Here is a 22,621-nt window from a genome sequence, read left to right as displayed (position 1 = left end):
ATTCTATGACGTCTGCTCAGCAAAAGTAGTTTTTAGGGCATTCATATCCTATAATAATAGAAAAAAGTGTACTGGAGGTTCACCTATGCTTCAATCACCAATTGGCCGCTTTAGGCTCATGGGATTCATCGAAGGAGCGTCTTTGCTGATTCTTCTTTTTATTGCCATGCCTTTAAAACATCTGGCAGGAATCCCTATGGCCGTAACAATTGTGGGATCACTTCATGGCTTTTTCTTTATCACGTATTTGCTGATCATTGCCTATACTACGTATAAAATCAGATGGTCCTTCACCTGGGTATTCAGTGCAGTCGCTGTAGCGTTTATTCCGTTTGGCAACATGATTCTGGATGCGAGACTTAAAAAAGCAAATTTATAAGAAAATGAAATGTACAAATGACCTTTGCGAAAAGGTTATTTTTTTATGCTTTTTTCAGTTTCATCTTGCACTCCTTTTTATCTCAAGTGATATCATTGCACCTGGTTGGAAGGAGGAGGGGAGTTTCTTAAAAATTGAATGGATAAGGTCCAAACTAAATTCACACTGCGAATCTTTTCTTATTTACCATAACGATGCAGGAAAAGAGTTTCTTGAATGATTTCATCAGAGAGGGCGGTCTGGTGAAAACTGCATTCGCAGTTTAGAAATGAAAAAATGCATCCGATTATTCGGATGCATACTTAACAATTCCATGTAAATAAACGGAATATTCGCGCTGAACAACTTCTCTTAATTTTATTTTTCCTTCTCTTTCTAATTCTGAAACAAATTGGTCAATCTGCCTTTCATCTTCCTTCGTAGCCTTTTGAACCTCAATCGAAAACAAATTGCCACGGCTGGCGTGATGCATTTTTTTTAATAATTTATCCTTATTCATTGGGTCAGCCCCTTTATCCTATTTATTTTCGACATAAATGGAGAAATTCCTCTAATTACTATTATATTAATAATAGAAAATTTTTTGTAAAATCGTATGATTCTGCTATACCAACAATAATTGATAGGACTATAGACTATTTATCCTATTTATTCAGTTCTATCTTTTGTACCATGTCTATCATTTCCTAAAAGAGTAAACTAGAAATGTTTAGTTTGCAGAAAATTCTAATAAAGGGAGTGTTTTTTTGAAAAAAGAAATGATGGCGTTTACTTTATCGGCAGCCATGCTTACATCGGTGCTGCCAATCCCTCACCATGCTGTAAATGCAGAAACCTCTCAGCTGCAGAGTCTTCTTATACCTGGTGCGCAGAATGTAGTTGAAACTTATTTTGATGGAGTGAACGGAAATTACTTAACAACGAAAAATCCTCTTCAATTTCAAAATGCAGCATTGTTTGGAAACATTGGTCTTGCTCCTGTCAATTGGGGGAGTGTAAATGATGGGACAGGCTGGTACAAGATCAATAAACCCGCAGCCATCAGCGGTACTCAGATAAATGGCGCTTTTGAAGACGCTCAGTTTGTGATACGTGTCCCTGATAAGTGGAATGGGAAACTTGTAGTGGCTGGTATTCCTGCTACTCGAAATGAAACGTCTACCGACTTATTGTTCAGTGATTTTGTTCTTGAAAAAGGGTATGCGTTTGCAGCAATTGACAAGGGAACACAAGGAGAGACGGATCCTAGTGACCCATTTGCAAAAGCGAAGAACGCCCTGGCTGCTGAAGATGATAGCGTCGCAGAATGGCATAAGCGTTTCAGACAAATCACGAAAGCCGCTCAATCGTATTTAGCGGAACATTATCAAGAGCAGCTGATTTCTCCAAAAGATAAATCAAATCCAGCTCATCATTTAGTGAGAAAGAATCACAGTGTTCCAACTTATGCAATGGGGATCTCAAATGGGGGATATGTCGTGAGGTATGCTCTGGAGCATGACGGCCGCCAGAAAAAAGAAAACCGTCTGTTTGATGGAGGTGTAGATTGGGAAGGTGTTCTATGGACGGAAAAGCAGCCAAACTTAATTTCTTCTCTCACAGCAGTCGTTAATCATGCTGAAGCTGCTATTTACGGCACTGGAATAGAAAAAGAAAAAGCTATAAAAGAAATGTATAAAGCGGGCATCCCAAAAGGATCGGAAAAATTGTGGTCATACCATGATCAGGTTTATTGGTTTATTACAGCGAACATCTACCGTGACCATTTTGATCCAAATGCCCCGGACAGCATTCCGTGGAGAAACTACTTGAACTTTATTAATGGAGTCAGGGACAGAAGCTACGATTATATTTTTGAAGGTTACAAGTATCAAAGCCGTCCGAAAAGGGTTAAAGAGAACATAAAAGAAATTGCTAATACGGGTGACATAGACGTTCCGCTGATCAGTTTTACAGGAACATTGGATGCCTTGATTTTCCCTGATATTCACGCCAGGGGCTATGAAAAACTTGTAAAAAAAGCAGGCAAGGAAAAGCTTCACCGCATGTATTCGATTGAAAATGGAAATCATGTTGACAGTCTAGTATGGAATTCTGCAACGGACTCGGACAAAAAACTTCAGCCTTTGCTCCCTTATGCCCATCAGTCATTTGATTTATTGGTAGATTGGGTAGAGAATGGCGAGAAGGCACCTGGAAGCAAGACAATTCCTGTTCCTGATGATACAACGAAGGTTATCGATCTTAAAACAGGAAAAGAGGTTGAGCCAAGGTAATATAAGAATCTGAAACAGGAACATAGTTATAGATTATATTTAATGCCATCAAATCCTGTATTAAACTCTTAATATGGGATTTTTGTTTTGTCTTTATCTTTACCTATTTAAAGTCCATTGGCCTTACTGATACTCCAAAGTTAAAAAGAGAAAACCCGCTGAATCAAGTGTCACTTTATCGTAAAGCTTCTTGCTGGATTCTTACCCATCAGAAGAGGAGAGGAAGTAAATATCCCTCTCCTGTACATTAATGACAGCATTTCATAACATGTAAAACAACCAAATCCAATTAAATTCTATAAAAACAGAAACACGGCAGAAATAAACACCCCTGTAATTAACATGATAACCAGACCATAGCCCATGATGTCTTTTGCTTTTAACCCTGCGATTGCCAGGGCAGGAAGGGCATAGAAGGGCTGGATCATATTCGTCCAGGCATCCCCCCAAGCTACCGCCATTGCCGTTTTCGGTAAAGAAACATCCAAATTCTGAGCGGCTTCCAGCATGACTGGAGCTTGAACAGCCCATTGTCCGCCGCCAGATGGCACAAAGAAGTTAACTAATCCTGCACTCCATAAGGTGAATAAGTGAAATGTGTGTTCATTTGATATCGATATGAACGCATTAGATAATACTCCAGCTAAGCCTGATGCAGAGACAATCCCCATTAACCCAGCGTAAAATGGAAATTGAATAATAATGCCGCTTGCACTTTTCACTGAGTCTGTTACCGCTTTCAAAAATTGTCTTGGTGTTTTATGCAAGATGATGCCGATGAAGAGAAATAAAAAATTAACGATATCAAGATTGAGAGCAAAACCATTTTTGACAAAGTAATAGACTAAAAAGGCGATACCCAACAATCCAATAAGCAATGAAAGGATTTGGCTATTTTCTAATCGATCAGCTGGGGACAGAACAGTTTGTTCTTCACTGGCTGCTTCGAAAAATTCTTTGTCTTCTAACAAAGCTGGATCAATGACAAACGCTTTATCTTTTGGCGGCACCATCAATCGGTTAATAATAGGCACTAAAATAAAAAGGCCCGACAGAATAACTAAATTAAAAACAGAAAAAATCGTTTCGCTTGTAGGAACAACTCCAATGAGATGTTCAGTAAAATGACCAGGAGTTGCAATGGTCAGGGCAACAGATCCAGAAAGCCCGCCGCTCCATATGATAAAACCGCTATAAGCACTTGCTATCAATAAACGATAGTCGACACCCTCTACTTTTGCAGCAATCTCTTTTGCAAACAAAGCTCCGATGATTAATCCGAATCCCCAATTTATCCAGCAAGCTGCAAGCGCTACAACCGTAACTAGTATAATGGCTTGTCCCGGAGTTTTTGGCAAATTGGCTAAGGTTCCTAATAGTTTTTTAAAAAATGGACTGCTTGCCATTACATGACCTGTTACGATAATTAAAACCATTTGCATTGAAAAAGCTAATAAACTCCAAAACCCGCCGCCCCAATATTCAATAATTTGCACAGGTGTACTACTTGTAAAAATAAGTGCAAGGCCGCAAACAAAAAAGGTGAGCAAAATAACTAATAAAAAAGGATCAGGCATATACCTCTGCATCAATCTGTTCGAAAAAGAGATCAGGATTTTCATATTATTTCCCCCTATTTTATTGATGAACTGTATTCTTTAAAATCTTATCTTGTATTTTATAAGAATTATTTCATTTTTCTTATATTTTTAAAATTTCGATAAAATTTTACATTTTCCTGCATTTATAAGTTTTTTTGGGTGATAAGTTTAATGAGTTTCATGAGGATAGGTTGGGCAATATTTATATGCTGGAAAGCGGAAACATCACAATGTTTAGTCTGTCTGATTTTCAAGGAAAGGGAATCGCTCAGAGAACAATAAAGATGGTTGAAAAGATGTTCCCTCAAGCAGCCAGTTGGGTAATAGTCAAAATATTGGAGGAAGAACGCAATTGTTATCTCTGCGAAAAAATGGGTTACTCCATGACTGGTATAAGAAAAAAGCTGAATGAACAAACAACGCTTGTATTTCACCCGAAAATAACGGGCCCTTTTAATCAGATATAAAAAAGAGTATGCTTTCCTTTCAAAATGAAATTTGACGAAAATCATGAACTTTTGGGAGCCGGATCACCGGTTCCCTTCTTATTTAAATGACCAGGTCAGAATCTTTTTCTTTTCTAGTATCATCGTCTGAATTCCGGCGGCAATTTTTTGAATTCCTTTTGCAATTAACTCATCTTCCACTTGTGAAACACTGAGTCTCAGGACATTTTCCTGTTTATATGCAGGGAGATACATTCTCTCGGCATTATCTAAAAAGACATTTTCTTTCTCTAATAATCTAATCAGCTGCTGTGCTAGTAAAGGAGGAGGCAAGTGAATAGTTGAGTAAAATCCTGATGAAGAACCTGTATAAACTGCATCAGAAGGCAAGAATTCCGAGTAGGCCTTCTGCAGCAGCTTTCCTTTTTTATGGTAAGTCTGTCTGATTTTTGAGATGTGTGCATCGAACATTCCGTTTTTCAAGTAAATTTCAAGTGCGCCCTGTGTGAGAACAGGGGTGTGAACATCAGCAGCGAACTTTACCTGCAAAAATTCTGCTTTAATCGCTTCAGGCATGACGATTAAACCAAGTCTGAGCCCTGGCAGCAGCGTTTTTGAAAAGCTTTTCGTGTATATGACTCTTCCTGAGGGGTCATAAGCAAACATTGGATCCTGCTTCATCTTTAGATCAAGGTCACCCATGTAATCATCTTCGACTATGTATACGTCGTATTTTTGGGCAAGTTCAACGATTTTTTTCTTTTCTGCGTTTGTGTAGCTGTATCCGGTTGGATTATGAAAGCGTGAGACGGTATAAAAGAATTTAATGTTTTCATATTTGAAGATTTCCTCTAAACGATCCAGATCAATGCCGTTTTTTTGAATTTCAATGCCAACAGCATCCGCTTTTTGTGTCTTAAGCGATTCAATAAATCCTGGATGCGTCGGCTGTTCTGCACATATTTTACTCTTTCCATTAGGAAATGGAAGAGAGACAAGTAGATGAAGGGCTTGCTGTGAGCCAGTTACGGCAGCAATCCGTTCAGGCACAGTAAATACCTGAAGATCCTGCAAATGCCTGGCAAGCTGTTTGCGGAGGGAATACAGGCCCTGAAGCTCTGAATAGGAGAACATGTCTTCTCTGTAGCGATCGATTGCCTGATTTATGCAATGCTTAAAGTCCAAGTAAGGCATGGCTTCTTTGTCCGGTCCAGCTGATAAAAAATCTATCTTTCTGTTTTGTGAAGACTCTTTTTTCTGAAATTGATAGTCTTCTACGAGGTAATAACCGCTCTTTTTGACTGAATAGATTTGATGATTCAGTTCCATTTCCTGATAAGCTTTGATAATTGTATTCTTACTGCAGGATAGTTCTTCAGATAAAGCTCTTATTGAAGGAAGTCTGCTCCCTGGCTTTAATACTCCAGCCGCTGCACGACGTGCAATTTCCATCATAACCTCTTCGTATTTTTTCTTTGTCATCAGCTTCTCCTCCTAAATCTGTACGGGTACAGAGCAAGAAAAATGGGATTTCGGTTCCTGTTAAGGATAAGTATACTTGAAATCAATAAATCCTGGTGCTTCTCATCAGTAAAGAAAAGCAGCGAAAGAAGGTGGAAATGCCGTTTGGCAAGCTTTGCTTTAAATTAAATACTTTAAAAAGGAGAATGCAAAAATGAAGAAAATGATGATGTTTTTACTCAGTATCTTATTAGTCTGCTTGACGGGTTTACCCGTAAGTGCTGAATCGCCAAAACCAGAGAACCTGCAGGTGGCCGAGCTGTTTAAAGGAAAACAAGGAACCATTGTGGTTAAAAATCTGAAAACAGATAAAATTTATGTTTACAACAAAAAGAGAAGCAACGAGCGCCTGACACCTGAATCGACTTTCAAAGTGCCAAATGCGTTAATTGGGTTAAAAACAGGTGCGGTCAAAGATGAATATGAAGTGAAGCGATGGGATGGAACAATCAGGGAAATTGAAGATTGGAACAGGGATCATACCTTAGCTTCTGGTATGAGGTTTTCTGTCATTTGGTACTATCAATCGATGGCAAGAGATATTGGATCTGATGCGATGCAGGAAAATATTGATTTACTGAACTATGGAAATCGTGACATAGGCGGAGGGATCGATCGTTTCTGGCTTGACAGCAGTTTGAAAATCTCTGCACAAGAACAAATCGGTTTTTTTGAAAATCTTGTTGAAGAGACACTTCCTTTTGATAAGCAGCAAATGAGAACAGTTAAAAGAATCATGATAAATGAAGAAGCGGATTCATATGTTCTGCATGGCAAAACGGGTACTCGCCTTTCTGACCTTGGGCTCGGCTGGTATGTTGGATACGCCGAAACAGAAAAAGCGGAATGGGTTTTTGCGGCAAATTTAGACGGAAGCGGATCCGAGGCAAAGAATATCACGATAGAGGTATTGAAACAGTTAAATATAATTAATAAATAAGATTAAAAGGAAACAAGATCTCAGAACATGAGGTCTTTTTTTATTGGAAATGCCCATTTAGAAATGACTCCGATTCCTGATGAAAAATCCCCACTAAATCCCACTATTCATTTCATAACCTCGGGGAGTATGATTACTTTTATATGTTAAAAGATTACAGAAGGAAGATGAACGCAGTGAGAAAGGTTTTAAGCAGTTTACTAGTTTTATTCCTGATATTAAATCAAATGCCTCTTATAGGCAAAGCTGAGTCAAATACTCTGCAAATTGGTTCTGTAAAAGGAAGCAGCGTCAATGTTTATTCTTCTCCAAAATTGAGCTCGGCTGTGACGGCTGTTCTTCAAAAAGGTGAGGAATATCCTCTTATTCAATCAGCAGCGGGAGATTCTGCCGATGCTATTACACATAAAGTTACAAGCGGAAATACACTATGGAAACTAGCTAATCAATATGGTACATCCGTTCAAGAACTGAAAAGGCTCAATGGATTAAAAAATGAGAAGATTTCGCTCGGTCAAACTATTAAAATTCCTCAGTCCGTTCAAGTTCATCAAGTAACATCTAGTGATACACTTTGGAAAATCACAAACAAATATGGAGTAACAATCGATGATGTTACCAAGCTGAATGCTTTGAAGACAACTCAGCTTAAAATAGGCCAAAAATTAAAAATTCCTGTGTATTATTATGAAGTTCAGCTGCTTGGCGGCAAAAAAGGGTGGGTCAAAAAATCGCACCTGCAAGTAAAAACAAGCAAACGTGTTGTCATGGGCTGGAGTTTTAATGGAACTTCAGATACTTACATTCAGCAGATGAAAAATAAACCAAATTTAAATGTTGTCTCACCGCGCTGGTTTACATTATCTCAATCGAATTCAGGTGTTACAGTTAAAACGGATCCTGCCTATACAGAGGCAGCACATGATGCAGGAAAAAAGGTTTGGCCGCTTCTTGGCAACAACTTTGATCCAGTTCTGACAGACTTGATCATAAGCAATCCGCATAAAAGACAAAAACTAATTTCTGCGCTTCAGACTGCATTAATCAAAAGCAAAAGTGATGGAATTAATGTTGATTTCGAAAACATTGATATAAAAAACAAACAGGATTACGTATCGTTTATCCGGGAATTAAAAACAGCCCTGAAGCCTCATGGAATCATCGTATCTGTCGATGTGACAAGAACAAGCGCTGACCCGTTTTGGTCAGGAAGCTTAGACCGCAAAGAACTTGGCAAATTAGCCGATTATGTGATTATGATGGGATACGATGAGCATTGGGGAGGGGGACCGAAAGCTGGTTCTGTTGCTTCCCTGCCTTGGGTTGAAGAAGGCATTAAGCTTCTAATGAAAGATGTTCCCTCACATAAAATCATTCTCGCTGTGCCGTTTTATACGAGAGAATGGGTGACAGACCTATCTTCTAACAAATTGAGAAGCATCGACCGCTCGATGTCAGAAGTCAATCGGATCATTTCCTCTAAAGGACTTAAGAAGGTATGGGATCCGAAGGCTTCACAATACTTTGTTCAATTCACTGAAAAAGGTGAAAAACATCAGCTGTGGATAGAAGACAAGAAATCAATTGAGCTGCGGATGAAGATGATGAAAGAAAATCATTTAGGCGGAGCTGCCGCCTGGTATATCGGCTCAGAAACTTCGGATATATGGGATGTTTATCATTTTAATTAATGATAGATAAATAACGCGGCAGAGAAAAAAATCACAAAGGGAAACGGGTACCAAATTGCACAGCAATTGGTATCCGTTTTTTTGTTGTTGAGGAACAAAGGAGCGCTATGAGGACTCAAAATTCATGATCAGGCGAGTTTGAGGACTCAAAGGAGCGCTATGAGTATCCAAAATCCATGATCAGGTGAATGAGAGGAATCAAAAGCGCGCTATGAGTATCCAAAATACATGATCAGGTGAATGAGAGGAATCAAAAGCAGACTATGAGTACCCAAAACCTTGAAAAAGAGGAATGAGAGTACTCAAAGGCAAGATATGAGTGCCTAAAACCTTGAAAAAGAAGAATAAGAGTACTCAAAGCAAGCAATGAGTACCCAAAACCTTGAAAAAGATGAATGAGAGTACTCAAAGGCAGATTATGAGTACCCAAAACCTTGAAAAAGAAGAATAAGAGTACTCAAAGGCAAGCAATGAGTACCCAAAACTGCAGAGCAGATAAAAGAGAGGAGTCAAAGGCATACTATGATTCCTCAAAATCCAGGAGAAGTTGAATTTGGGTACTCAAAGACAAGCTATGATTCCCTAAAACCTTGAAAAAGATGAATGAGAGTACTCAAAGGCAAGCAATGAGTACCTAAAACCTTGAAACAGAAGAATAAGAGTACTCAAAGGCTAGCTATAAGTACCCAAAAACTTGAAAAAGATGAATGAGAGTACTCAAAAGCAAACTATGAGGATCCAAAAGTTCCTCCAAATCATCTTTACCTATGAAAAACCGTATTTTATTCGATTCTTTCTCCCTAAAAAGTCAAAAATTCATTTATTTGGTATAAATAACCAGAATTAATAATAAAACTTTATAATTTCATACCTTCATTGATTGTGATATTATTTAGTAATCCGAAATAAATTTATGGTATTCAGTTAACTTAGGAGAGATACAGTGAATCAATTAAAGAAAGCACCTCTTTGGACCAAATCGTTTATTATGCTTATGCTTGGCAACTTATTTATTTTTATGTCGTTTCAAATGCTGATTCCCACACTTCCGCCTTATATTAAATCTTTAGGAGCTTCTGGGCTTGAGATTGGATTAGTTACGGCTTTATTTTCAATTGGAGCGGTTTTGAGCCGTCCGTTTATCGGATATATGCTTGAATATAAATCCCGCAAGCCGCTTGTTTTGATTGGAGCAGTTGCGCTTCTTGCGATTACAATTTTTTACCCGATTTCAAATGTGATTCTTATTTTCTTGATGTTCAGGTTCATCCATGGTCTTGCCTGGGGTTTTTCAACCACAGTAAACGGGACGGCAGCCGTGGATGTGATACCAAAATCCCGTCTTGGAGAAGGCATGGGGTATTTTGGTCTTTCCGTAACACTTGGCATGATTATTGCACCAAGTCTTGGCATCTTTTTATTTGGGGTTACAACTTTTAACAATTTGATCTATATATCCTGTGCTCTTGGAATCATTGCGATTGTTCTTTTAGCAGCTGTTCGTTACTACACGCCTGAATCGGTCAGACTGACCAAAAAAGAAGATCTGAAATTTTCATACCTTGGTTCCCTTGTTGAAAAAACAAGCTGGTATCCAGCTCTTATTACGATGATTGCAACATTCGGATATGGTTCTGTTGTGACATTTATTGTCATTTTCGGTGAAGAGCGCGGAATTGACCAGATTTTCATTTTCTATCTGTTTAATGCAGTTATGGCTTCTATTTCAAGACCAATTGCAGGAAAGTGGTTTGACGAAAGAGGGCCTAAGGGGCTTATCGTTGTCTGCAGCTCTCTGACCTTTGCCGGTATGTGGGCTCTTTCTTTCTCTCACACCAATGTAGGAATTGCCATTGCGGGCATTTTATTTGGAATAGGATTCGGTTCGCTGCTTCCGACACTGCAGTCATGGACGCTTTCAAAAACACCGGATAACCGCAGGGGTGTGGCAAATGGGATGTTTTTCTCTGCGATTGATTTTGGAATCGGTTTAAGCGGAATCGTTTTTGGCTTGCTGGCTCAATTTCTTGAAACAGCGGTTCTCTTTCAAATTTCAAGCATTTTTCTGATCGTACCTATGATTCTTACACTTTTAGAAGGAAAGAGCAGAAGGGTACAAAAAAAACAGACAGCCGCGTCTACTTATTAAATAGAAGAAAGCACCTGACTCAGTCAGGTGCTTTCTTCGTTATTTTTGCTTCCACTCATTAGCAAGCATCCCATACACGGCATGATCAACGAAATGATCATAGAGCCATTCAGCTTGTCTGATGTTTCCTTCATGCACAAAGCCAAGTCGTTCGGGGATGCTTCTGCTTTTCGTGTTCAAAACAGCAGCCCGGATTTCAACTTTGTTCAAGTTGTATTCCTGAAAGGCTATATCGGTCAATGCTCCGGCAACTTTTGTCATAATGCCATTGCCCTGAAACTCTGCCCCGAGCCAATATCCGATATAAGCTGTCCTGTTTGACCAGTTGATTTGGTTAAAGCCTGCTGTTCCTGCGAGTTCACCTTTATATAAAATAACTGCATTCAGGCTTTTATTTTCTGCATAAGCCCGCAGACACCCTTCAATGAATGATTTTGTGTCTTCCTGTTTTGTTGTGAAATCCAGCCACGGAAGCCAATTTCTCAAATGGTTTCTTGAATGGTCTGTCAATTTGAAAAGCTTATCAGCATCCGGCAAATCTATTAATTTTAGTGATAGTTCATCATCAATCTTATGTAAAAACATTCTATTTTCCCCCTTTATGCATCTGTTCTATTTAATTACTATACTATGTTTAAAAAAGGCTGCCAATAAAAGGCAGCCTTATCTGTTATATTTTTCTTCTTTTCGTACGAAGCTTATCTACGACTATATATAAAGCAGGAACGATCAGCAGCGTCAGAATTGTTGAGAACAGGACCCCGGATACTATGCTGATGGCAAGCGGTTTGAATAATGGATCGCTGCTGAATGCAACAGGCAGCAGAGCCACTAAAGCAGTGAATGCCGTCAGAAGGATAGGACGTATTCTAGCTCTTCCCGCTTCCAGAACAGCTTCCGTACGGCCATAGCCCGCTTTGATCCGCTGTTCTATAAATTCAAACAGCACGACAGAGTTTCGGACTACAATTCCTGCAAGAGACACAATCCCCATTGTTGCCATGAAACTGAATGGAGTCTGTGTCACAAACAGTCCGGCGACAGCTCCGGCTACTGCTAAGTAAACAGTTCCAAGGACAAGCAGCGGCAGTGAAAGGGAATTAAACTGAAACGCAATAGTCATGTAAATCAAGACAAGAACGACCAGGAAGAGAAGACTGATTTCGATAAAGAATTGCGTCTGATCGTCATTTTCTCCTCCTAGAGTCAGGCTGTAGCCTTCATCTGCATATTGATTTTTAAATTCATTTACTATTTTTGCAACATCTTCTTTAAATGTTTCTGATTCTCCCGGATAAGCTTTCAGGGTAATGGTCCTTTCACCATTTTCATGGGGAATCGTTTGATATTGTTCAATGGTGTCTGTTTCCAAAAAGTCACTGATTGGCGCTGTTTGGGGAACCGGACCTTCTGTTTGAAGAGGAACCTCGATTTCACCCAGCTGTATTCCTTCCTGATGAATCTCCGTGTCCTGCTTCATCACTAAATCAATGTTTTTGTTATCAGATTTAAAGGTGCCTATAGGAATGCCTTCTGTTACTAAACGAATTTGATCACTGATGAATTTAGGGTCTAACCCATTTTCAGTTAAAGCATCACGGTCAAGATTATATTGGATGGATGAAAGGGATGCTTTTACATTGTCAATAATCAAGCCGTTGTCCGCTTTCTGAATTTTACCTGCAAGCTCATTCTTAATATCATTCAGTCTGTAGAAATCCTCACCGCTTAATTTTACGGTTACAGGTGCTTCTGTCGGAGGACCCTGGACGATTGTGGTTAAGAAAATTTCTGCATCAGGATACTTTTCCCTGAGATCATCTTTGTTTTCTTCTATATATTCATCGGCAGTCACCGCTTTATTATCTATGCGTGCGACAATTTGACCTGTGTTTTGACCTGCATTTTCAACCGTTTCACTAAAGAGGCCTGGTACCCCGGTACCGGCAAATATCGCTGTCTCTTCGGTTTCTTTTATATCCATCAAATCTTTTTCCAGCTCTATAAGAACACCGTTTGTTTCTTCAAGAGTGTAGTCTGTAGGCATTGTGACAGTTAAAGTTACTTCTTTTTTATTAGCGGATGGGAAAAACTCAAACGGAACGTAAAACGCCAGCAAAAAGATCAAAGATGTGGCTGCAATTCCGCCGACGCCAATGATAACAGGCCGCTTTACAATTTTCGCAAGGAGAATATCCGCATAAAAGTCCGACAGTTTTTTGAGAGGCTTTCCTAAGAAGCCCGGTTCTTTCTCGCTTGAACGAATTCTCTTCTTATTTACAGCATATTGATAAACCGGAACCAGCGTCAATGAGATAATCATGGATGCCACAACCGTTAAGATAAGAACGGAGGGAAGGGACCGGATAAATGACCCATTCGAACCTGACAGCAGGGTAATCGGCAGGAATGCAAAAACAACTGCAAGCGTTGACGTGACAATTGATCCCCATACCTCTTTAACGCCATCTTTTGTTGCCTGCAGGACATTTCCATTTTTCTGCAGCTTATATTGACGCAGAATATTATCATTCACAACAATAGCATCATCGACCAATATTCCAAGTGCGATAATCAGCCCGATCACAGAAATTTGGTTCAGGTCAACATCAAGGAAAGGCAGCGGCATTGTCCCCAAGGTAATAGATAAGGGAATGGCGAGTGAAACGATAAATGCTCCGCTTAATGTTAATCCAAGGGTTGTAATCAGAATAACGGCAAGCACCGCAATGACTGCCTCTTTGATTAAATCATCAAAAATAGTATCAACATCTGCTTTTTGCGAGTAATACGTTTCGAGCTCTGCTCCTTCAGGCAAATTCAATTCATCCTTGATTTCTTTGTCTACTTTAGTAAAAGCAGCGGGAATATCAAGTCCTGAATCGATCGTGACTGTAAAAGAATACGCGGGTTTGCCATTAAAAGAAACAATATCTTCCTGATCCTTCTCCTCAAAAGCAAGCTCGGCGATATCACTGACTTTTATTAGCTCTTTTGTAATAGGCGATTGTACGGTAAGATCTTTTATTTGTTTGACGTCTTTATATTGTTTCAGCGAAAGGCCGACATTTTCGCCGTCTTGCTTTGTTTCGCCTAGTGGTGTCGTTTTATACTCATTATTGATGGCATCAATAATCGTAGAGACATTCAGCCCCTTATCAGATAACTTATCACTGTCAAGCTTTAAAATGGCTTCTTTTTCATTAAAGCCTTTAATCGTAACGCCTGATACACCGTCAAGGTCGAGAACCTTTTCTTTTAAATCAAGAATTTCCTCCTGGCTGCTCTCAAGTGTATTCATATCTCCAGCAGTTATCATATATGAACCAACCGGTAGATCAGCCGCGGCATTTTTTACTTCAGGATCAAATGCACCCTCAGGAAGCTTCGAGACATTGTCGGATACATTTTGTTTAATATTACTGGATATTTTTTCAAAATCTTCACTATCATCAACTTCAATGATAACAGTTGAAAATTCCTGTGCAGAAACGGAATTAATGCTTGCAATGCCTTCTGAATTTTTGAAAACATCTTCTAAAACCTCCGTTACATCACTTTCAACAACTGAGGCATCCGCTCCTGGATAAACAGTTGATATTGATACAATATTTGCTGAAAACTCCGGCAATTCGCGTTTAGGAAGCTGATAAAATAAATACCCGCCAACTAAAATAATCATAAAAAATAAAATAATGATTAATTTTCCCCGTTTAAGAAAATGTTCGAACATAGGCTGTCTCCTCCTTAGTCATTAGTCAAATTTGACTAATAAAACTATATCACAGAAATAGTCTTTTTTTCATTCCTGAATGTGTTAAGATTTGTGAAATTTTTTTAATAAGCATCTTTAACGAAGGATTTTCATAAAAAACGAAGCGGAAAAAATTACGTGCGGGAGAGTTCGCTTAAATGTAAACGGTTGATTACGTGTTTTTTAACTCTTTGTAAAGGAGTATTAAGTTTTTGTTAAAATTATCTTTAAAAAGCTAACTCGTTTTGCTATGATTAACTGAATATAAAGATCTATTTTTGTTCGATTAAATTACTTAAAGGTGTGAATATAGATTGTCATTAAATAATAGAAAGAACATGGTCATGTTTTTGCTGACCGTAGGGTTGATCACCGTTTTCTGGATGTTTAAAACCCTGTATTTTGTACACGAAATGGAATTATCGCCTCATAAGAAATATATCCTAGTTGCCTCTGCCGGTTTTGCTTTATGTTTAACAAGCCTCTTAGTAACAGGAAGATCAAAATTAAAATTCATCACCGCATTCATCATCTATTTCATTCTATCTTTTATCCTATATGCAGATGCTGTTTATGAACGGTATTATGATGCTATTTTAAATGTAAAACTGCTTGGGCAGGCTGATCAGTTAGGGCATGTGAAAGATTCAATTATATCCCTTATCTATCCGGCCGATTATTTATACTGGATTGATGTCTTGCTGGCTGCTGTTTTGTTGATTGTTTATTATTTAATCAAACAGAATGAACAGCGTAAAGCGTTCAGCAGAATTGCCTTCGGACTTGGAGCAGCAGCTATATTATTTACTTCTTTTTACCCTTTGAAAGATACATTTTCTGATCAATATAAAGTCTCATTAACAGGAGTTCTTCCTGCCCATATTTACGATGTGAAACAAAATATGCTTAAACAGGCTTTTGCTAAGGAAACCTTCCTTAATGACAAAAAACAAATTCAAGAACTGCAGTCGTATTTCAGTGAAAATCAAGAATTGCAGAAAGAATCACCTTATTACGGCAAATTTAAAGGGAAAAACGTCATTGTCATTCAAGCAGAATCTTTAAACACGTTCCCAATCGGACTGAAAGTGAATGGGGAAGAGGTCACTCCGAATTTGAATGATTTGATTGGAGAAAGTCATTATTATCCGAATACTTATCTGCAAATTGGACGCGGTAATACGTCTGATGCAGAATTTGTTTCAAATAATTCTTTATATCCAATGGCGCCTAAAGGTGTTTATAATGCATATCCTTTTAACGAATACATGTCGCTCGCGAACGTTTTAAAACGGGAAGGATATTCAACCAGCGCAACCCATGGCAATAATCCTGATTTCTGGAATCGCCATCAAGCCTATCCGGAACAAGGGTATCAAACGTTTTACCATAAAAATCACCCGAAAATTACAGCGGATGAAATTGTTGGACTTGGTATTTCGGATGAAAGTATATTTAATCAAATGGCTGAGATATACACAGAAGATAAAAAGCCTTTCTATAATTTCATTGTCTCGCTTACCAACCATCGTCCTTTTGTTATGCCGAAAGACCATCAATATTTAAATCTTCCAAAAAGGTTTGAAGGCACGAATACAGGTCATTATTTGCAGTCTACAAAATACTTCGACGAGACAATTGGTCTATTTATCGAAGATTTGAAAAGGAAAAACCTGTGGGACGATACAATCTTTGTTGTATATGGCGATCACTATGGACCGCTGCCAATGGATAAAGATGAAATCAATAAACTGATTGCTGTGGATTTTAATGAAAAAGAACAATTCAATATCCCGCTGATCATTCATCATCCCGGGCAAACAGAGGGTGCAGTCAATGAAGTAACTGCCAGCCAGATGGACATCTTTCCAACAATCACGTCTTTGCTTGGAATCGATCAGAAGCTGATTCAGTTTGGGAAACCTCTTGATGCTGATCATGAGGGCTTTGCAGGATTTGCTTACGAAACAACACGTTATTCGTTTTACTCTGATAGCTATGATTACATTGCTTCCCATGATGGCGTTTTTTCATCTGGTAAATGTATAGATAATAAAACCAAAAAGCAGACAGACATTGAAGCCTGCAGAGAAAATTATAACAAGTTATATAAAGATATAGAGTTATCAACGATGTTTTTGGAAAATGATTTAATCACCAAATTATATTAATCTTTTGATGAAGCTGCTTTATTCTAACGGATAGAGCGGCTTTTTTCTTGTAGAGGAAAGGTAAATATCCGATAATTATTTTAAAGCGGAGATAAGGGAGAGGTTTGGCTTTTGAATCCATATGTTAAAAATGCATTGCATCAAATTGAGGTGGCAAATGACACTATTATTAAGATTATAGAAACGTTAGAAGAAAGTGATTTGATGAAAAGACCGACAGCTGACAAGCATTCCGTCGGAGAGCTGCTCAAACATATTGCAATGATCTGTCATGCAGATCTGCTGATTTCTGAAGGAGCAAGCTGGGAAGAGATGGCCGGCTTCTATTCTTCTGCAGCTTTAAATAACCTCCACGACATAAAAGAAGCATTGATTAAGAATCACATTATTTTATCAGAACGGTTCAGTCAATTTAATGAAAAAGAACTTCATCAGGAAATGACCTCTTATTGGGGAACCGTTTATACCCGGTATGAATGGCTTTTAGAAATGGCAGTTCATTTGTATCATCATCGAGGCCAGCTGCATGCGATCCTTGTGCATTGTTATAAGAAAGATCCCGGGGTTATGATGTTTGAATAGGAGACTGACCGTTATTGAATCTGACACGAAGAGTGAAAATGAAGCTTGTGTTTGTTTGACTGAGAGAGCTGTTTGGCGGCAATTTAAAAATAATAATGATGCCTGCAAAAAATAATGAAAAAAGGATTTATTTGTTAACTCACTGTAATTCGGAAAAGTAAAGAGGACTGTTTGCATGACCTCGATTAACTTCTGCAGAAATAGAGAGACTTGGAAAAGAAAGCAGAGGCAATAAAACAAAACTCCAAGTCGTCCATTTTGGCATGGGCCATGATGTTTTTCCGGGATTTCAAAGATTTTACTAGAAAAAGAAAGAGAAGGATTTCATTAGCCTGACGGATGTAAGAACAAAATTAGAAGTCATAATTTTAAAACTCATCCAGTATTTTGAAATGATGTATGATTACACACGAGGAACTAAAGTGTACAGAGTATCATACAAAAATCAGGGAGGTACAAACAATCATGGCAAAAAGTGTTTCAAAAGGCCGCCTTTTGACTTCTTGGGTGATGAGCGGACTGGTTATCCTGTTTATGTTATTTGACAGTATTATGAAATTTGTCAAACCTGTTCAGGTTGTTGAAGGAACCCTTTCGCTTGGTTTTGAGGAGCATCACATTTTTATCATTGGATTGCTTGGGCTATTATCTGTGATTCTGTATCTTGTACCGCGGACTTCTCTCTTGGGAGCAGTACTCCTGACCGGCTATTATGGAGGCGTTATCGCTACACATTTACGATTGGATGCCCCGCTCTTTTCTCATACTTTGTTTCCGGTATATTTAGCTGTTATAGCATGGGGAGGCTTATGGCTGCGGGATGAAACCGTGCGCAGTCTATTTCCGTTTAGGAAACAGCTTTCAGCTGACAAAAAGATTCAATCACATATTTAAAGGTATGAAAAAACCTGATCAGCAGCTGCTGATCAGGTTTTTTCATTTTGCACTGGACACAAGATGGAATACTGTTGTGCACTAAATCAAAAAGGTATTTTATAGTCATATATATTGTTTATCTCTGGGAATGACAATGGAACTTCTTCCGCTTTTAATGGTTTTTACGAAAGGAATGAAAAATTTTTTCAGTATACCCAGTAATCTGTTCATCATAATCTGGATAGTCGTAACTTAAACGATGAGCAACTAATTTGGAGTATTTTCTAAAAAGATCATAGCAATCAAATAAAGATTGCCACATATTTTCGTAACTATTCTCTGCATACGTATTAAGCAATTTTTCCCAGTCGTTTATGTCTAAATAGGTTTGAATATACTTATAGTTCTTTCCGACGCTTAAAGAGAAATCAGTTTCGATCCCGATATTCCAAGCCATCATTCGTAAGAGATTAGGTCTTGCTATTTCATTTAAATGATCAATTGCAAAAAGAATTTCTTTTCGTGCTAAACCTTTAACAACATACGTTGACACCATCCAAAATTCATTGCAGCAATCATCAAATTCTCTAGCTGAAGGTTTTTTTATGTGATATTTTTCATCATTAGGATCTATTTTTTTATTTATCTTTGAATCCTTATCCAACAATAATTTTATCAAGCCGTCACTTTCTGATAAGTACTGTTCCAGCTCATCAATTGGGATAAGAGTTAAGTCAATTTTATTATCATCTGCAAATAACATCAAATAGGAAAACCAATTGCCAAGTTCCGGCGGGAAAAGTTCCATATCTTCCGGCTTTTGCATCAAGATTCTTTGGCCAAATTGATTTAACCATTCATCGCTGGATTTAAAAGAATCAATATCCGTTACAAAATAGGAAATATCAAAGTCTTGAAATTTGTCTCTTGGCACATTTTTATTTGCTCTTGAACCCTCTAGAGTTACTAACCGAATTCTCTTATCATTTTTGGCAACATCAAGAATTAATTTCATCATTTCGCTTTCGCTTCTCAATTATGTTTCCTCCAAAATCTACTTATTTTATTGTAAAGTATAGCAAAGGTGGTTTTTATTAGAACATGCCATAAGGTTGAAGAATGCAGTCATTTTTAATAAAGGTAGAATAGGGGGACCAAAGTAAATGCTATACCATTTTAGTGAAGTTCCTTCTATAAATCTATTTAAACCGCGGCACTCTGCTGCTTTTCTAAGCCTTCGTCCAGTTGTCTGGGCCATAGATCAGGAGCATGCAACTTCATTATTATTTTCCGCGGGATTGTCACAGAGTTATATATTGGAAGGGGGAGCAAACGAAGGAAGAGGATTCTTCCAGATTTTTCGGTGAGACTAGTACAGATAAGATTATTGTGATTGAAAGCTCATGGCTTGAACGGATCCGCAGCACAAAATTTTACATTTATACATTTAATTCGGAATCATTTGAGTTGTTTGATGAAGCGAAAACGGCCGGATACTATTTATCTTTTGAAGAAGTTGTGCCGCTGAACGTTGAGCCTGCAGGCGATTTATTGGAGGAAGATTTTGACGGCAAACGTTGAGCTGAGATTTACTCCAGACCTATATCCAATCCGGAATCGTATTCTTTCATCATCCTTGAATTTTTCAATTATTCGTTTTTGAAATGCCGCAAGAATGAAAGAAGGGTGAATCAGCAGGTCACCCTTCTCCATATAAACTACTGGATTTTGCTGCCTTGAAAAATATCCTGATAGGCCGTGCTTGGATCAGCAAACCAGCCGGCAATTCGATCTGCTTTTGCCTGTTCCCCGGAACCTTGAAGGATCTGGTCGATAACATGCTCAGGCATCGGCATTGTCATCGCATTTGTCCACTCTGTCACTTGCTTGACTAATGGTTTCGTTTTATCCCAATAGGATTCCCCAAGCTGTGAATTCCAAGGTTCATCTTTAAACTCAATTAACGTCTCATACAGTTTTTCTGCGCAGTAAGACGAAAGATTGCAGCCTTGTCCTGTAATCGGATCATTCAAAAACACACTGTCTCCGCATCCGACTGCTAATTTATTTTGTATAATTGTATACGGTTTTCGTATAACAGGTGTGATCGCTGTTTGCAGAATTCCCTTTTCATCATTTAGAGCAAAGCTTTCCTCTACAATACGACTTGCGATTTCCGGGAAAAAAGATTGCAAAACTGTCCGTATTTTTAACGTGAATTCGTCTGATGAGCGAATCGCTTTAAAAATATCTAATCTCTTTTCCTGAATTGCCATAATAAACAAGATCGTCACTGGACCTTGATCCGTTAATGCAGGTATTTCAAACATTTCTCCTTCACCTGGGAGGATGGTGACATTAATTCCTTGAGGTGTAAGCGGCTTTATACCTCTAAAGTATCCAACGATGCATTTTCTTTGAGGTGTCTGGAATGGTGAAAAATCTTTTTCAATAGGAAAGGGGAAAAGCGGCCCATTTTTGCCAGTACAGTCAATAACCAAGTCAAATTCTTCTATTAATTCACCGAGATTCTCATTATTTATTTTTTTAAAGAGAACAGGGACCTTTCTCTCTATTAGTTCCTCTAAACAATGTGAAAAATAGAAGCGCTGATCAACAGAAAGTGCGGGTTCAGCCAGCATTCCTGCAAACAGTTTTTGCTGACCAATGGTCATATGGATACTTTCAATTCGAGTATGCTCACTCCATTTTGGCATAGAAAAGCGTCTTTCTCTTTCAATTGTCGAGCCGAAATGTACTTGTGTAGACTGAATTCTGCCATTTCTGATCTGTTCTGCTGTGCGATGGGAGATCACCGTCACATCAAACTCCTTTTTAAGAGCATATGCCAAATGGAGACCAGCTGTCCCGGTCCCAACAATACAAATTCGCCGTTTCATACCTCTCACTCCCCAAAATCATAATTGAAATTCATATAGTGAATTTTACCATTATTAAACCTCTATCACATTCTTCTATAGTAGGATTTTACACAGGTGTTATTGGTTGGATAAATAAAGGCTTACAAGTATTTATCTCGTAATCTTACCTGTTATTTTCTAGTACGGGAACTTAAAGGGACTTAAGAGCTGACTTTGAGCTCAGCTTTTTTTTCAGCTGTTATCGGCATAAATTATGTGAAATTGCCTCAAAATAAATAGAAAAACGGAGTGGCATGAATGTACGAATACTTTCAGCACGACCCTAAGGTTGAAAATTTCCGTCTATTTTCAGCAGATCACATATGGACATTGGTTTTAATTCTGTTTTTGACTTTCCTTTTATTTATTTTTAAGAAAAAAGTTAAATTAATGAGACAACCTGTTCGTATTGCACTGGCAGTAATTCTTTTTCTTTCCATGTTTGTGCACCAGGTGTGGCTAATAGCAGAAGGGGCATGGACACCCCAATCTTCATTGCCTCTTCACCTAAGTGATTTTACTGTCATTCTGGCCATTATCATGCTCATTGCAAAAAGCTCCAGGCTGTTTCAATTTCTGTATTACGCAGGAATTGCAAGTTCCATTCAGGCCGTTCTCACACCGAACCTTGGACAGTATTCTTTTCCGCATTTCCAGTATATCGTTTTTTTTCTGTCACATGGAGGAGTGATCATTGCATGCTTGTTTATGATACTGGCCTATCATTTTCTGCCAACCTGGCGCTCATTATGGGCTTCAGTGCTGATTGTCAATGTTTACGCCGGATGTATTTATCTCTTAAATAAACGGATTGGCTCAAATTATCTATACATCATGAAAAAACCTGAAAATGCTTCGCTTTTAGATTTTCTTGGGGCTTGGCCGAGGTATTTGCTTTGGATGGAGGTCTTTATGATTGCGAGTTTTCTCATTTTATACGGGTGTATTAAATTGAAGCAATTACGTTCTGATTAGATGAAATTTGTGAAGGAATGCTGGTCAGCTGGTTACAGAAAAAGATTGGGATAGTGCCAATATAAATTATATTTTCTTCTTTCAGAATCAATGTGCATTTGGCACGCGGATTAAAAGTGTTTGTCGATTTACTCGCTGAAACGAGTAAAATACTTACCTGTTTGCCTATTTTACTGGCCAGATTTGGTGAAATACTTGCCCATTAATAAGAAATACTTTCTTTTTCCAGATAACCCCCAGCTGACGGTGCGAAAGTTCACCATTATTATTAAGGATCCTGCAGAAACAGTCTTTTCTGCAGGATCCTTTTGTGTCCGTCTGTGTCATTGTCCAACTGGA

Annotated in this window: 19 protein-coding genes; 12 read left to right on the top strand and 7 right to left on the bottom strand. The window is 38.4% G+C overall.

The features are described 5' to 3' along the window. Positions 1-85 precede the first annotated feature (85 nt). The gene (locus K8L98_RS14295; RefSeq protein WP_223435632.1) at positions 86-379 is read left to right on the top strand and encodes a DUF3817 domain-containing protein; all 294 of its coding nucleotides are present in this window, start codon (positions 86-88) and stop codon (positions 377-379) included. Between the two features lie 286 nt (positions 380-665). Here the strand turns inward: K8L98_RS14295 and K8L98_RS14290 are convergent, their stop codons facing one another. Next, positions 666-878, bottom strand: coding sequence for a hypothetical protein (locus K8L98_RS14290; protein WP_223435630.1), 213 nt, complete (start codon positions 876-878; stop codon positions 666-668). 247 nt (positions 879-1,125) lie between these two features. Between K8L98_RS14290 and K8L98_RS14285 the strand changes: the two genes are divergently transcribed. Beyond that, a complete protein-coding gene (locus tag K8L98_RS14285; RefSeq protein WP_223435627.1) occupies positions 1,126-2,655 on the top strand; it encodes an alpha/beta hydrolase in 1,530 nt (509 codons plus the stop codon). Between the two features lie 296 nt (positions 2,656-2,951). On the opposite strand, the gene K8L98_RS14280 is transcribed toward K8L98_RS14285, so the two are convergent. Both K8L98_RS14280 and K8L98_RS14275 read right to left on the bottom strand, forming a co-directional pair. Further along, complete coding sequence (locus tag K8L98_RS14280; RefSeq protein ID WP_223435626.1) at positions 2,952-4,277, bottom strand: short-chain fatty acid transporter; 1,326 nt, start codon at positions 4,275-4,277, stop codon at positions 2,952-2,954. A 524-nt stretch (positions 4,278-4,801) separates the two neighbouring features. Beyond that, positions 4,802-6,184 carry an aminotransferase-like domain-containing protein gene (locus K8L98_RS14275; protein ID WP_223435624.1) on the bottom strand — a complete coding sequence of 461 codons (1,383 nt, stop codon included), beginning with the start codon at positions 6,182-6,184 and terminating at the stop codon, positions 4,802-4,804. Between the two features lie 193 nt (positions 6,185-6,377). Here K8L98_RS14275 and blaOXA point away from each other — a divergent pair, with 193 nt between their 5' ends. From blaOXA to K8L98_RS14260, 3 genes are all read left to right on the top strand, one after another. Continuing rightward, entirely contained in the window at positions 6,378-7,163 is a 786-nt protein-coding gene (gene blaOXA / locus K8L98_RS14270) for a class D beta-lactamase (RefSeq protein ID WP_223435622.1), read from the top strand. A gap of 167 nt (positions 7,164-7,330) precedes the next feature. Beyond that, positions 7,331-8,854 (top strand): LysM peptidoglycan-binding domain-containing protein, encoded by a 1,524-nt coding sequence (locus tag K8L98_RS14265; protein WP_223435620.1) that lies wholly within the window; start codon positions 7,331-7,333, stop codon positions 8,852-8,854. Between the two features lie 988 nt (positions 8,855-9,842). Continuing rightward, positions 9,843-11,003, top strand: coding sequence for an MFS transporter (locus K8L98_RS14260; protein ID WP_223443441.1), 1,161 nt, complete (start codon positions 9,843-9,845; stop codon positions 11,001-11,003). A gap of 39 nt (positions 11,004-11,042) precedes the next feature. Here K8L98_RS14260 and K8L98_RS14255 read toward each other — a convergent pair whose 3' ends face one another. After that, a complete protein-coding gene (locus K8L98_RS14255) occupies positions 11,043-11,588 on the bottom strand; it encodes a GNAT family N-acetyltransferase (protein ID WP_223435617.1) in 546 nt (181 codons plus the stop codon). A gap of 85 nt (positions 11,589-11,673) precedes the next feature. Then, the gene (locus tag K8L98_RS14250; RefSeq protein WP_223435615.1) at positions 11,674-14,736 is read right to left on the bottom strand and encodes an efflux RND transporter permease subunit; all 3,063 of its coding nucleotides are present in this window, start codon (positions 14,734-14,736) and stop codon (positions 11,674-11,676) included. A gap of 335 nt (positions 14,737-15,071) precedes the next feature. Between K8L98_RS14250 and K8L98_RS14245 the strand changes: the two genes are divergently transcribed. The 3 genes from K8L98_RS14245 (at position 15,072) to K8L98_RS14235 (ending at position 18,404) form a co-directional block, all read left to right on the top strand. After that, positions 15,072-16,928 (top strand): LTA synthase family protein, encoded by a 1,857-nt coding sequence (locus K8L98_RS14245; protein WP_223435614.1) that lies wholly within the window; start codon positions 15,072-15,074, stop codon positions 16,926-16,928. 111 nt (positions 16,929-17,039) lie between these two features. Beyond that, a complete protein-coding gene (locus K8L98_RS14240) occupies positions 17,040-17,510 on the top strand; it encodes a DinB family protein (RefSeq protein ID WP_223435613.1) in 471 nt (156 codons plus the stop codon). Positions 17,511-17,975: 465 nt separating this feature from the next. After that, a complete protein-coding gene (locus K8L98_RS14235) occupies positions 17,976-18,404 on the top strand; it encodes a DoxX family protein (RefSeq protein WP_223435612.1) in 429 nt (142 codons plus the stop codon). Positions 18,405-18,558: 154 nt separating this feature from the next. Here K8L98_RS14235 and ant(6) read toward each other — a convergent pair whose 3' ends face one another. Next, the gene (gene ant(6), locus K8L98_RS14230) at positions 18,559-19,422 is read right to left on the bottom strand and encodes an aminoglycoside 6-adenylyltransferase (RefSeq protein ID WP_223435611.1); all 864 of its coding nucleotides are present in this window, start codon (positions 19,420-19,422) and stop codon (positions 18,559-18,561) included. A gap of 127 nt (positions 19,423-19,549) precedes the next feature. On the opposite strand from ant(6), the gene K8L98_RS26885 reads away from it, so the two are divergent. From K8L98_RS26885 to K8L98_RS26880, 3 genes are read left to right on the top strand one after another with little or no spacing between them, the layout of a single operon-like run. Further along, the gene (locus K8L98_RS26885) at positions 19,550-19,753 is read left to right on the top strand and encodes a DUF6886 family protein (protein WP_420828791.1); all 204 of its coding nucleotides are present in this window, start codon (positions 19,550-19,552) and stop codon (positions 19,751-19,753) included. Next, a complete protein-coding gene (locus K8L98_RS14225) occupies positions 19,656-19,967 on the top strand; it encodes a DUF6886 family protein (protein WP_223435609.1) in 312 nt (103 codons plus the stop codon). The genes K8L98_RS26885 and K8L98_RS14225 overlap by 98 nt, the downstream gene beginning before the upstream one ends. Continuing rightward, positions 19,918-20,049 (top strand): DUF6886 family protein, encoded by a 132-nt coding sequence (locus K8L98_RS26880; protein WP_420828790.1) that lies wholly within the window; start codon positions 19,918-19,920, stop codon positions 20,047-20,049. Before K8L98_RS14225 ends, K8L98_RS26880 begins: the two co-directional genes overlap by 50 nt. Positions 20,050-20,104: 55 nt before the next feature. On the opposite strand, the gene K8L98_RS14220 is transcribed toward K8L98_RS26880, so the two are convergent. Continuing rightward, on the bottom strand, positions 20,105-21,286 hold the full coding sequence (locus K8L98_RS14220) for a styrene monooxygenase/indole monooxygenase family protein (RefSeq protein ID WP_223435607.1): 1,182 nt from the start codon (positions 21,284-21,286) through the stop codon (positions 20,105-20,107). A 279-nt stretch (positions 21,287-21,565) separates the two neighbouring features. Between K8L98_RS14220 and K8L98_RS14215 the strand changes: the two genes are divergently transcribed. Continuing rightward, a complete protein-coding gene (locus K8L98_RS14215) occupies positions 21,566-22,282 on the top strand; it encodes a YwaF family protein (protein WP_223435605.1) in 717 nt (238 codons plus the stop codon). Positions 22,283-22,621 lie beyond the last annotated feature (339 nt).

Source organism: Metabacillus dongyingensis, from assembly GCF_019933155.2.
In the GTDB taxonomy this organism is placed as follows: domain Bacteria; phylum Bacillota; class Bacilli; order Bacillales; family Bacillaceae; genus Bacillus_P; species Bacillus_P dongyingensis.
This window is presented reverse-complemented; position numbering and strand designations above follow the sequence as displayed.